This is a genomic window from Peribacillus sp. NPDC097198, assembly GCF_044762055.1.
Classification (GTDB): domain Bacteria; phylum Bacillota; class Bacilli; order Bacillales; family DSM-1321; genus Peribacillus.
In genome coordinates this window covers 340599-352092 of record NZ_JBIWDO010000005.1, presented here as the reverse complement: position 1 = coordinate 352092, position 11494 = coordinate 340599, and the positions used below count along the sequence as shown (strand labels likewise).

Sequence of the window (11494 nt, the reverse complement as noted above, 5' to 3'; positions counted from 1 at the left end):
TAAAAGCCTTTCATAAAAATGTCAACAAATTTCAGTAATCCCTTTCCTTCATTTCTATAATATGGTAGACATACATAAAGGGGTGGCGTCATGACAATTCATAAGACCTCATTGGTCACAATCGCGATTGAAAGAATTAAGAGCCATATCTTAGAAAATAATCTGAAACCGAATGATAAGTTTTTAACAGAAAAAGAACTGGTCGAACAGTTGCAAGTAAGTAGGACGGTTATACGCGAAGCGTTAATCTCGCTCCAAACCGTAGGGATCTTGAACGTGAAGCCCGGTGGCGGTGTCTATATAGCTGAGCCTACACTCGATTCAATCAATACGATACTTAAACATTATTACGACACGCACGGTGTAAAAATGAAAGAATTGATGGAAATCCGGGAAGTCATCGAATTAGGGGCATTGCGATTGATCATCGAGAAACAAGTGGATGTCGATATTGATCATCTCATCAGCATAAATGAATCGTATTATCAGACGATCATCCAAAAACAAGACACGAAACAATTCGACCGTTTATTTCATCAAGCCTTAATTAAATCAACGGAAAATGAAGCCTATTTCAAGTTCAGTGAAGTGATCAGTGAGTACTTTTCCCTGGTTAGAATGGATTTTATCGAGAAAGAGGACACACTGATTGATTCATTCAAACAGCATGCAGACATCATCGATGCTATAAAAATTAAAGATTTGCCAGTGGCTCAAAAAGTCCTAAAGGAACATTTCCAACCCATTTTTCGTTTTATTACTACTTTGGAGGAAGCAAATGGAACCCATTAAAATGGAAGAAAAAAAGCCACTTAAGAAAACGGTCATTCAAGAAATTAAAAACTATATCATTTCGCAAAACTTAAAAGCGGGCGATCAACTCCCAACGGAGCGCAAGTTCACGGAAATGTTTGGCGTAAGCAGGTCCGTAGTGAGGGAAGCGTTGAGCTACCTTGAAAATACGGATGTCATACGCATCAGACAGGGCCAGGGCGCTTTTCTCAATGAATCCAATATAGAAAACCTTTTGGATAACTTCTTCTTTTTATGGCAAATAAACAGCGGGAATATCCGGGATATATTGGGTTTGAGAATTCTATTTGAATCAAGTGCCATTGATGAAATTGTAAAAAATCAGAGTATGGATGATTTGGACATGTTGAAGGAAGTGGTCGAAGAAAGCGAAAAGGCAACGACCCAAGAGGAATTCAAAGAAGCGGATACCCTATTTCATAAGCAGCTTCTGCAAGCCACGAATAATGATTTATTTATACAAATGACGAATATGATCACCAGTTATTTTTTCCAAGTGCAACATATCCATCTCTCCCTAGAAGAATTCAAAGGCCTCATCCAGGAACACAGGAATATTGTCGAAGCGCTACTGATGGGGAATGCCGATGAGGCAAAAACACTTCTCATTCAACATATTAAACAAACGAAAGTGTAGGAGGATATCCATGGCTGATTATTTATCGATTGATATCGGCGGTACGTTTATTAAATATGCCCTCTTGGACGATCAGAAACATCTGCATGGGCATCAACAAGTGAAAACAAAAGAAAATATCGACCAGGCTATACTGAAACAGGTGGAGGCCATCATTTCCGCTGTTTCCAATGAGACGGCCATTAACGGCGTGGGCATCAGCACTGCCGGGATCGTCGACCGGAAAAAAGGGGAAATCATCTTTGCGGGGCCCACTATCCGGGACTATAAAGGTACCGCATTCAAAGCCCATTTATCCCGTACATTCCCTTTCCCCATTTCTGTAGAAAATGATGTGAATGCCGCTTTGATCGGCGAGCTTTGGCAAGGCGCTGCCCAAGGGGAAAACGATGTGTTTTGCATTACCTTAGGGACAGGCATCGGCGGGGCCTATTATCATGACGGAATCATGGATGGAACCCATCATCAGGCAAACTCCGTTGGCTATCTATTATACGATCCAGAAACAAAAACGAATTATGAAATGAGAGCATCCACAACCGCTTTAAATAGAATGATTGAAAAAGAGTTTGGTAAAGGTGTCTCCACGAAGGAAGTCTTTGAGAAAGCAAGACTCGGTGAAGAGCCATACATAGCCTTGATTGAGGCATGGAGTAAGGAAGTGGCTAGGGGATTGGCGCAAATCATCCTGTTAGTCGATCCGAAGTGTATCCTGATAGGAGGCGGCATTTCCCGCCAAGGCGACTTTTTACTGAACCATATCCAAAAGCAGCTCACCACTTATCTTCCTACTGATTTTTTGAAGACAGAAATAAAAATTGCTCAATTATATAATGATGCCTCCCTATTCGGGGCGGTCCATCCATTTTTCAAAGGGGGAAATATAGAATGTTAAACGAAGTTAAAGGTGGATTAATCGTATCTTGTCAAGCCCTACCAAATGAGCCTCTACATAGCTCATTCATCATGTCGAAAATGGCGTTGGCCGCTAAACAAGGCGGTGCAAAAGGAATCCGGGCAAACTCCGAAGTGGATATCATCGCGATAAAAAAAGAAGTGGACCTGCCCGTTATCGGCATCGTTAAACGCGACTATGACGATAGCTCCGTGTTCATTACCGCCACTTGCAAGGAAATCGATGAGTTACTGGCTAGTGGCTGCGAGATGATTGCCATGGATGCCACCCATCGGACAAGACCGGAGAATCTTCTTTTAAGCGATCTGGTCAACTATGTAAGAGAAAAGAATCCTAGCATTCAACTCATGGCGGATATCGCTACTTTAGAGGATGCCATACAATCGGAAAAACTCGGATTCGATTGTATTTCCACTACATTACATGGCTACACGGAAGAAACAAGTGGAGAGAAACTCTATCATGATGACTTTGAATTCTTGAAACAGGTTCTCCAGCATGTGAACATCCCCGTTATTGCGGAAGGAAATGTCATGACACCCGACATGTATAAAAGGTGCATGGAATTGGGCGCCCATGCAAGTGTCGTCGGAGGGGCCATCACACGTCCAAAAGACATCACACAGCTTTTTGTTAATCAAGTTCAAGGATGATAGACTTTACCTGTTTGAAGTGGACATCGCACATTCAACCCATTGGTGCATAAAGGGTTGGGTGTGCGATGATAACTATTCAGCATCTTCTATTACGAAAGACATATCATTTATCTTGGCTAGTGTTCAATCGAATTTGATAGGAAAGCATCTCCCTTAAATGACCGTTATATGCAAAAACGCCTTTCTTTATCAACATACGCAAACGGTAATCAATCCATGTATCGTTGATGTCATGCTCACTCCATCCTAAAACATGACCAATCAAGCGAGCAGCGTTGTAAAAATTATCGATACCGTATTCGGATTGCATGTCACTTGCATACCGGATAATCTCTTGATCATCCCTGGACTCGTCATCCTCGATAATCCTTCCCCTAAACCATGTACGAACTATTGAATGCCCCTCCATTAATTGAAGCGCCTCTGCCTGTAAAAGAACGAGCTCATCTTCAGTAAGTGGATCTAGTAAATTCAGCTTTAGCATTCGCTTCATCTGCGAAGGGCTAACATCACCAGAATGGCGAATATCATATTGTGTATGTTCATCTTCATGGAAATAAAGCATGGGAAAGTATGTATTACACACGGAAATCGAACACTTTTTGCCTGACAATAGATGGCTTACTAAGCGTAACCCAAATTGTTCCGCCGCATTTTCACACGTCCAAACAATCACTTGCTCGCCTTCTTTAATCTGTTGAACACATGCAAGTGCATCATGAAACAAGACCACATATTGTTCACTCATCTTCTTATCAAACCGATAGGCTTCCTGTAGCCATTTCATCCTATCTAGAAAACCTTTCTCCGTTAATAAACGATGGATGGGGCCTTCACCAAAGTAATCCGGAAACGTGATGATCTCAACATTTTCTCTTTTTAATGCATAGCTCAATGCACCGAATGCTGCTTGATTAAATAAGATATGCTTCACTGGAAAGCCCCTCCGTTATCCTAAACTTCCGTTCGAAACACCCACGCATAAAGAAGTCTTTATATCCCTTGTTTTCTTACAAACATAGACCATTCCATAACTATCATTCGTCACAGGTGTTTCATTCCAATCCTCGAAGATTTGGACGATTTCCAGTCCGTTACTCGATAGAATGCGTTCCATTTCTTTAGGAAACACGTATCGTAACCGTATGTTCGTTCTATGTTCATCTACTATTTCCCCACTTTGATCTACATACTTTCTGATCGTTGTGTAATGTTGGACCTGACTGAGTGAGTCATAGGTACTTTTCGTATAAACATCGATCCTTTTTTGCGTATCCTTATCTTCAATGGTTCTCCAGTATTCTTCCGTGTCAGGTTGGAGTAATTCTTCTGTGCTTGGAAACCTCGTGTCAAAGATGAATAGCCCATCAAGTTCTAAATGTTTATTTACAGATGATAAGAATCCGTCCTGATCTTCGTTTGTAAGAAAATGCTGAAAGGAATTCCCGACTGAAAAGATCAAATGACTTCTTACATTCAAGGTAAGCATTCTAGCATCCTGTTCGATCCATTCAATATGTACATTCAGGTCCAACGACTTCCTTTTTGCTTCGTCTAGCATTCCTTTATGGACATCCACACCGATAAGTTCATATCCTTTAATCGCTAAAGGAATGGTCGCCCGCCCTGTCCCACAAGCTAAATCGATGATGGGGCCTTCGGTTTTCGAAGCCCATTTCAATAGATAAGGAAGGTCTTGCCTATATGAATCATTTTCCTTATCATATAAAATCGGATCATCGTACTCTTCTGAATTGCCATTTATATTCTCCATACATGCCCTCCTTTTACGAAATAGTAGAAATGGATCTACCTCTATACCTATCATTTGATGTTCTTATGCAAGAATATGATTCTTTCTATTTCTTCAAACCCATTTTTCTTATAAAATTCTTCCGCAGGTATCCCTCTATCTGTGAGAAGTGTAATGTTCCTTATATTACTGCTATGAAGCTCTTCTATTAAATGATTTAACATCGCTCTTCCAATGCCCTTATTTTGAGATTGTGTTTTCACACACATTTCATTAATAAAAAACTCATCTCCGCTCCACCATACTCTATTTACACCAAAAATAAAGCCGAGAATTTCATCGTTTTCTACCGCTAAAATGCCTAAAAATCCAGGTGTCTGGTAAAAACTCAGTAAATATTTTTCAGCCTTTGTACATGTCCATTCATCATTCCAAGGCTCATCATTAAATACTTCAATAAATGTTTCCGTACATTTAATTAAGTCATTTTTTGCTAGTCGTTTAAATTCCAAGGTACATTCTCCTTATCGCTAAATGGATGATTAAAACCACCTCAACCGTTCATTTATGGATTATTCTACCACAACGTTGTTCTAAGTGAGGCTCCTGTTCGACCCGAACCTGTGTTGGAGATGATGGAATACAAGAAAAAGAGATAGTTTCGGGAACTATCTCTTTTAGGGTCATGGCCCAAATTCAATCTGACCTGTGAACAGCATGATAATAATAATAACCCAATAAATAAAAAAAGATGATGACAGAATTAACCCAATAATCGGGAGCGTATTCTTTTCTGTTTTCTTTACGATACCTACAATAGAAATGATCATACCTAAACCAGTAAGGAAAAATGTTAGATAATCACCAATCAAACTACCAATGTTCGCTATCCTTGTAGGCGTGATAAAAACTATAAAAAAACAAATCATCCCTAAAACAATTGAAATGATACTAATGACCCCATGCTTCTTTTGATAAGTCACTTCTTTTAGTTCCAAGGAAACCAGCTCCTTTATTAGATACTTATTTATAAAGAGCGCCACAATTCAATCCATGGTATTCACGGTTGGCTCACACCTTACTCTCTTTTTTCCTTTTCAAGCAGCTCGATGACTTTATCAAGTTTTTGTTCTACGGCATTAGAATTGCGAGATTTTCTAACGAGGGTCCGGACAAAAAAGTAAACGGCAAAAATCATGCCAAACAGTACGATAAACATCATGAGTTGAAATAGTATATCACCGACATTAATATTCAAAATAATCCACCTTTTCCTTTTTTATCAATCATACCATATGATGGATGGCAGTTGTCTTAGGAGTGATGGGGGCATTTCATTGATCTATGTATAATATTTTCTCCATGACCTCCATTGCTCCCGAGGACGTTCCTTCTCGTTCCTTCTATAATAATAAAGGGCGCACGGAAAATCCGTACGCCCTTTATTATTATTCACTTTGGTTGAGCTATCGGAAATGTTTTTTTCAAAAAGTGATACAGGCCATCTTCTCGATAGGAATACTCCGTCACTTCATCCGCCTGTTCCTTTACCGATTCGAGCGCATTTTTCATGGCTACACAGTGGCCGGAGAGTTTGAATAGAGGAAGGTCATTTTCTCCGTCTCCTACGGCCAGAATATCGTCCGGAGAGAGACTAAAGTGATCAAGCAAGACTTGAACCGCTGTTGCTTTGGATACACCATCCACGGTCACTTCCACATTGTGATGTGTGGAGGATGCCGTTGTAAAGGCTGTTTGCTTCTTGAACTTTTCGAGATCTGTGATCCAGTCTTTGATGGCCTTCATTTCTTTACTGAAAAAATAAATCTTGGCGACACTTAATTCGTCGAGCTGATCGACCCAGTGGATTTTCTTCTCGACTGCGACCTTTCTGGACAACCATTCGTTTTCATCAACCGTCTCCGGCTTTGTCCCCGTCATTTGTTCGACCGTATAGTCTTTATCTTTTTGTAAGGCCATTCTAACGCCATCATTTGGATGGACTTCGTAAAATATCTTTCTCGCTGCCGCTTTATTAATCATGTCATCCACAAGTTCGGAAGGTAGTGCATGTTCGAAAATCTTCTCCGTTCCAATAAAGGCGGACATACCATTGGCCGTTACCATCCCATCGACGGTCAAATCCTCTGGCAGCACATCTCTTAATTCTTTTACCGTTCTTCCCGTTGCAATGAACACCTTCATTCCACTATTCCTAAGTTCGATTAAGTAGTTTTTCAGCGTATCGTTCACCGTATTCACTTCATTCAATGTCGTGCCATCCATATCGAGCACGATTGCTTTGTATCCCATGTTTCCACCCCGTCCATGCGAATTTCGTAACAAAAATGCCAACAGCCCATGATCTGTGAGATTGTAGGCTGTTGGCGAATCTATCTATTTTTCTAGTAGATTAAGAAAATCCTAACAGTTTCAAAATACTTAGTATGAATAGACCTACCACACCGAAATCTGAGTCACCGAATGTCGTGCCTTCAAATCCTATGTCACCTAATAATACCAGTAAAATGGCTGGTAAGAAACTAATGATGAGTCCATTTGCAAAAGATCCCAGCATAGCCCCGCGACGACCACCCGTCGCATTTCCAAAGACACCGGCGGCAGCTCCTGTGAAGAAATGTGGGACAAGTCCCGGAACAATAACCTTCAAGCCTAATACCGGCAGCAGGAACATCGATAAGATTCCCGCGATGAAACTAAATAAAAAACCGATAATTACTGCGTTTGGAGCAAAAGGAAAAATCGTAGGGCAATCTAGTGCAGGCTTCGTATTGGGCGCAATTTTATCTGCAATCCCTTTGAAGGCGGGCACGATCTCAGCAATCAACATCCGCACCCCAGCTAGAATGATATATACCCCAGCTGCAAATGTAATGGCTTGTATAAACGAAAATACAAGGAAGTTGGAACCAGAGGAAAGCGTTGATTCAATATACTCTTGTCCAGCAAACAGGGCGACAATCAAAAAGAAAATCGTCATTGTCAGCGATACAGCAACGGATGTATCTCGTAAAAACCCTAAAGATTTAGGGACCTTAATTTGTTCCGTTGTCTTTTCCTTGTTTCCGAACCATTTCCCAATCGTAGCGGAAACGAAATACCCGATCGTCCCAAAGTGGCCGATGGCAAAATCATCACTTCCGGTAATCTTTCTTACATAAGGCTGCAGAATGGCAGGAAACACGACCATACATAGCCCTAATAAAATGGAACCGGTAAGGATAAGCGGGAATCCATTCATTCCGCCAACCGACAAAGCGACAGCTAGTAGACAGGCCATGAATAATGTATGGTGACCCGTTAAAAAGATATATTTTAATGGAGTAAAGCGAGCTAATAAAATATTCACAATCATACCGAACACCATAATCAGGGCCGTCGATGTCCCAAAATCACTTTGCGCAGCCGCTACAATGGCTTCGTTGTTCGGAATGACACCCTCTACATGAAACGCCTCGTCGAACATTTGACTAAATATGTTAAGGGCACCTGTAAGGACGGCTGCTCCTGCTCCAATGATAATGAACCCCATAACCGTTTTCAGCGTACCTGACACGACATCCGCACTGGACTTTCTCTGTAACAGTAAGCCAATCAGAGCGAATAACCCCACGAGTATAGAAGGTGTGCCTAAAATATCGTTCATAATGATATCCAACATAGTCTATTCCCCTTTTACCGAGCTTTAGTTAGACAAGTGATTCCAATTTGGATGTAATTTCAGGAATGCTCATCATATTTTCCAATGTAACAATCGTACGGGTTCCATCATCCAGTTGGCCGACAATATCTGCTGCCCCTAGGAATATATCCGCTTGGACCGATTTAGCGGATGTGAGATCCGTATGGTCTACCTCAGCCGTTTTCCCCATTTGTGTTAAAGCCTTTTTCACATTCATCTCCATAATGAAACTACTGCCCAATCCATTCCCGCAAACTACCATGATTTTCTTCATTCTGTTTCCTCCTTAGAATATGTATGTACGTAATCCATAAGTATGGATGGATCCGTTGTCTCTAAAATCGCTTCAATATTAGCTCGTTCATTCAGTAATTGAGTCAGCTGAATTAATGCCCGTAAATGTGAATCGTTATCTACCGCAGCCAAAACAATGATCAACCTAACGGGTTTATCGGGTGCAAATTCCACCGGTTCATCCAATTTCAATAGACTCATAGATAATGAGCGAACACCTTGCTCAGGACGCGCATGAGGGATGGCCACGTCAGGCGTGATCACCACATAGGGACCATTCGTTTCGATTCCTTCAATCATTGCATCCACATATCTCTCTTCGACCGTTCCTAAATCAACAAGAGGCTGGGCTGCAACTCGAATCGCTTCTCTCCACTCTGTAACACGCGGCAGGATTTGAATCGTTTGTAGGTTGAGTAGTTCATCTAACACTGGTTTCTCCGCCTCCTTTAAGGAATATTTATTGACCTTGGGTGCATCTATGTACATCAGGGATTCAAGGGCCTTTTCAAGTTGATCAGGTTCATGGATGGTTGCATATTTTGAAATGACTTTTAACAGAGCGGAACCATCAACATTTTGTGTCGTATACCCATACAATTCCTGCATGACTTGCAGGCGCAGCTTATGTTTGTCCTGCCTCTCCAAAATGGGCGGGACCACAAATAACGGAACTTTGGTTCTCATATGTACCGTTGAAAAAACGAGATCGTACGCTAATGGATACTCGGACGCATTCCGAACAGATAATACATCCAAAAACAATATATCCGGAAATAATTCCTTCAATGTGTAGATGAGAATATTGCTGATGCCAATCCCATTCGGACAAACAACGATGGCTCTTTTGCGGTCATCCAAAGTAGTCCCTTGTCTTCGCAACCAGCCTCCAAAATAAATCGTAAAGTATGCCACTTCCTCTTCAGGTACCGGACGCCCAATCTCTTTCTCTAGTACCCATAATGATTTATTGGTCAGGTGATGCAGTTCAGGATAGACCTTTTGGACCTTTTCCGTCATCGGATTCATGGATGAAAGCCCGTATCTTAGACGATGATAGGCCGGTTTAAAATGAACGTACAATTGCTGGCATAGCTGGTCTTTATCATGTAAATGAACAAAGGCCAATTTTTCGAACTCTTTTACAATCTCCTGCAAAAGCGTTTCAATCACTTCATCCTCCTTGAGCGGAGATATATCCTTTGTCCGGTTCATGCTTAGCAGATGGAGGGTTACATATAAATTTTCCGTTTCGCTCCAAACCGATTCGAACGCATCGGTTTTCGTCATTTGCTCAACCGCTTTAAATTCATCTGTTGTCACAAAAGGTAGCCAACTCTGATTTACTTGCAATTCTTCCCCTTTTCCAATGAGCTGATCTGTACATAGAAATAAATAGGTCAATTCATGCAGCCGCTCATCCGTAAAGGTGATCCCCAATTCACGTTCAATCTGCTCCAGCTGATACCGGATGGATTGAATGTTTGGTTGTTGATTTCCCCAAATACACTCAATAATCAGATTATTATCCGGGCGATTAAGGACATCATGTACCAGTTGTTCAATCATGTATCGCTTGACTCTGCTTTCTCCCTTTATCACATAACCCTCTTGCTTGGAGTAGTGAATCTTAAGGTTAACTTCTTGCGCTTTCTCCTTGAGCTGCTTCAGATCCTTTAATACGGTATTACGTGATAGCCCCGTGATTGATTGAAAATGATAGACAGATAACGCTTCAGGACTAAGTAAAATCATGAGATAGAACAATTTCTCTCTATCTGTCTCAGAAAATACATAATTACGTTTGGTTAGTTTTACGTTCAATTCTTCCTCTTGAACTTTGTCAGGAAGGGAATATCCTAATTCTTTTTGATAGAGAATGGCTGGATACCCGTGATAGTGAAGCCAATCATTCACTTTGCCAAAAGCATATTGAATTTGTCTTCTCGTCAGACCAGTTTGCTCTTCAATATCTTTCATTTTTAAAATGGGTGAATGCTGTAATATTTTTATTAGGTTTGCGCTTCTTTCATCTAAAAACATCGGCTCTCCCTCTCCCTAATTCCACGATACCTTACTTTTCATTTGATATATATGGTTTCTCAGTCCGATTGTTGTCCACATGCCTGCACAAAAATATATTGTACAAATGATGTGCACCTTGGTTTTTGAATCAGTGTACCACATCTCGTTCCTTTTTTAGGAACAAAAATAAAACCTCGATCCTTAGGGATGAGGCTCGTTTCCTATTTTCGCTATATCACTTGTTCGTTAATGAAGGTACGCTTCATTACCTGTACTCTCTTTATTTCCTCAAGTTGACATATCGAGAAATCTAGATATATAATTACGTCCATGAATCCTATTGATGTATTCAAGGCGTTATCTAACGAAACAAGGCTTCACATCCTTAAGTGGTTAAAGGAACCAGAGAAGCACTTTCCAAAACAAGGCGCTCACCTACCAAAGGGGGTAAGTTATAAAGGTGGAGTATGTGTTGGGGATATTCAAGAAAAAGCCAAAGTTTCTCAATCTACGGTTTCTAGCTACTTAAACATGATGCAAAAAGCTGGGCTACTTGAATCGATTCGTCATGGACAATGGACATACTATAGGCGCAATGAAGAATTTATTCAACAATTAGCTAAGTATTTTAGAACGGAGATCTAATTTATCTTGATTTCTGTTTTCCACCTATTTATATCTATTTTTCTAGATATAT

14 protein-coding genes are annotated in these 11494 nt (G+C 40.7%); 5 read left to right on the top strand and 9 right to left on the bottom strand.

Annotated features, from left to right (window positions below):
* The first annotated feature begins 90 nt into the window (after positions 1–90).
* Genes ACIQXQ_RS11810 through ACIQXQ_RS11795 form a run of 4 tightly spaced genes read left to right on the top strand, consistent with a single transcriptional unit; the run spans position 91 to position 3019 of the window.
* Complete coding sequence (locus ACIQXQ_RS11810) at positions 91–792, top strand: FadR/GntR family transcriptional regulator (RefSeq protein WP_402957627.1); 702 nt, start codon at positions 91–93, stop codon at positions 790–792.
* Positions 779–1450: a FadR/GntR family transcriptional regulator gene (locus ACIQXQ_RS11805; RefSeq protein WP_402873557.1), complete on the top strand. Its 672-nt coding sequence runs from the start codon at positions 779–781 to the stop codon at positions 1448–1450. Before ACIQXQ_RS11810 ends, ACIQXQ_RS11805 begins: the two co-directional genes overlap by 14 nt.
* 10 nt (positions 1451–1460) lie before the next feature.
* Positions 1461–2345 carry an ROK family protein gene (locus ACIQXQ_RS11800; protein WP_402957625.1) on the top strand — a complete coding sequence of 295 codons (885 nt, stop codon included), beginning with the start codon at positions 1461–1463 and terminating at the stop codon, positions 2343–2345.
* Positions 2339–3019, top strand: coding sequence for an N-acetylmannosamine-6-phosphate 2-epimerase (locus ACIQXQ_RS11795; protein WP_402957623.1), 681 nt, complete (start codon positions 2339–2341; stop codon positions 3017–3019). Before ACIQXQ_RS11800 ends, ACIQXQ_RS11795 begins: the two co-directional genes overlap by 7 nt.
* Before the next feature lie 106 nt (positions 3020–3125).
* Here ACIQXQ_RS11795 and ACIQXQ_RS11790 read toward each other — a convergent pair whose 3' ends face one another.
* The 9 genes from ACIQXQ_RS11790 to ACIQXQ_RS11750 all read right to left on the bottom strand — a co-directional run bounded on the left by ACIQXQ_RS11790 (position 3126) and on the right by ACIQXQ_RS11750 (position 10815).
* The gene (locus ACIQXQ_RS11790; RefSeq protein WP_402957621.1) at positions 3126–3956 is read right to left on the bottom strand and encodes a DUF1835 domain-containing protein; all 831 of its coding nucleotides are present in this window, start codon (positions 3954–3956) and stop codon (positions 3126–3128) included.
* A 15-nt stretch (positions 3957–3971) separates the two neighbouring features.
* Positions 3972–4796: a class I SAM-dependent DNA methyltransferase gene (locus ACIQXQ_RS11785; RefSeq protein WP_402957619.1), complete on the bottom strand. Its 825-nt coding sequence runs from the start codon at positions 4794–4796 to the stop codon at positions 3972–3974.
* A 50-nt stretch (positions 4797–4846) separates the two neighbouring features.
* The gene (locus ACIQXQ_RS11780) at positions 4847–5287 is read right to left on the bottom strand and encodes a GNAT family N-acetyltransferase (protein WP_402957617.1); all 441 of its coding nucleotides are present in this window, start codon (positions 5285–5287) and stop codon (positions 4847–4849) included.
* Positions 5288–5458: 171 nt separating this feature from the next.
* Entirely contained in the window at positions 5459–5704 is a 246-nt protein-coding gene (locus ACIQXQ_RS11775) for a hypothetical protein (protein ID WP_402873921.1), read from the bottom strand.
* A 149-nt stretch (positions 5705–5853) separates the two neighbouring features.
* The gene (locus ACIQXQ_RS11770; RefSeq protein WP_402873540.1) at positions 5854–6033 is read right to left on the bottom strand and encodes a DUF4083 domain-containing protein; all 180 of its coding nucleotides are present in this window, start codon (positions 6031–6033) and stop codon (positions 5854–5856) included.
* A gap of 194 nt (positions 6034–6227) precedes the next feature.
* The gene (locus ACIQXQ_RS11765; protein ID WP_402957615.1) at positions 6228–7088 is read right to left on the bottom strand and encodes an HAD family hydrolase; all 861 of its coding nucleotides are present in this window, start codon (positions 7086–7088) and stop codon (positions 6228–6230) included.
* 100 nt (positions 7089–7188) lie between these two features.
* Entirely contained in the window at positions 7189–8457 is a 1269-nt protein-coding gene (locus ACIQXQ_RS11760) for a PTS ascorbate transporter subunit IIC (RefSeq protein WP_402957613.1), read from the bottom strand.
* A 28-nt stretch (positions 8458–8485) separates the two neighbouring features.
* Positions 8486–8752 carry a PTS sugar transporter subunit IIB gene (locus ACIQXQ_RS11755; RefSeq protein ID WP_402957611.1) on the bottom strand — a complete coding sequence of 89 codons (267 nt, stop codon included), beginning with the start codon at positions 8750–8752 and terminating at the stop codon, positions 8486–8488.
* Positions 8749–10815, bottom strand: a complete 2067-nt coding sequence (locus tag ACIQXQ_RS11750; protein WP_402957609.1) for a BglG family transcription antiterminator — start codon at positions 10813–10815, stop codon at positions 8749–8751. The genes ACIQXQ_RS11755 and ACIQXQ_RS11750 overlap by 4 nt, the downstream gene beginning before the upstream one ends.
* A 312-nt stretch (positions 10816–11127) precedes the next feature.
* Between ACIQXQ_RS11750 and ACIQXQ_RS11745 the strand changes: the two genes are divergently transcribed.
* Positions 11128–11442 carry an ArsR/SmtB family transcription factor gene (locus ACIQXQ_RS11745; RefSeq protein ID WP_402957607.1) on the top strand — a complete coding sequence of 105 codons (315 nt, stop codon included), beginning with the start codon at positions 11128–11130 and terminating at the stop codon, positions 11440–11442.
* The last annotated feature ends 52 nt before the right edge of the window (positions 11443–11494 follow it).

What these genes read in the sequence shown, in the direction of transcription:
- ACIQXQ_RS11810 (WP_402957627.1), top strand. Translation starts at nt 91, where the DNA reads ATGACAATTCATAAGACCTCATTGGTCACAATCGCGATTGAAAGAATT.
- ACIQXQ_RS11805 (WP_402873557.1), top strand. Translation starts at nt 779, where the DNA reads ATGGAACCCATTAAAATGGAAGAAAAAAAGCCACTTAAGAAAACGGTC.
- ACIQXQ_RS11800 (WP_402957625.1), top strand. Translation starts at nt 1,461, where the DNA reads ATGGCTGATTATTTATCGATTGATATCGGCGGTACGTTTATTAAATAT.
- ACIQXQ_RS11795 (WP_402957623.1), top strand. Translation starts at nt 2,339, where the DNA reads ATGTTAAACGAAGTTAAAGGTGGATTAATCGTATCTTGTCAAGCCCTA.
- ACIQXQ_RS11785 (WP_402957619.1), bottom strand. Translation starts at nt 4,796, where the DNA reads ATGGAGAATATAAATGGCAATTCAGAAGAGTACGATGATCCGATTTTA.
- ACIQXQ_RS11775 (WP_402873921.1), bottom strand. Translation starts at nt 5,704, where the DNA reads ATGATTTGTTTTTTTATAGTTTTTATCACGCCTACAAGGATAGCGAAC.
- ACIQXQ_RS11765 (WP_402957615.1), bottom strand. Translation starts at nt 7,088, where the DNA reads ATGGGATACAAAGCAATCGTGCTCGATATGGATGGCACGACATTGAAT.
- ACIQXQ_RS11760 (WP_402957613.1), bottom strand. Translation starts at nt 8,457, where the DNA reads ATGTTGGATATCATTATGAACGATATTTTAGGCACACCTTCTATACTC.
- ACIQXQ_RS11755 (WP_402957611.1), bottom strand. Translation starts at nt 8,752, where the DNA reads ATGAAGAAAATCATGGTAGTTTGCGGGAATGGATTGGGCAGTAGTTTC.
- ACIQXQ_RS11750 (WP_402957609.1), bottom strand. Translation starts at nt 10,815, where the DNA reads ATGTTTTTAGATGAAAGAAGCGCAAACCTAATAAAAATATTACAGCAT.
- ACIQXQ_RS11745 (WP_402957607.1), top strand. Translation starts at nt 11,128, where the DNA reads ATGAATCCTATTGATGTATTCAAGGCGTTATCTAACGAAACAAGGCTT.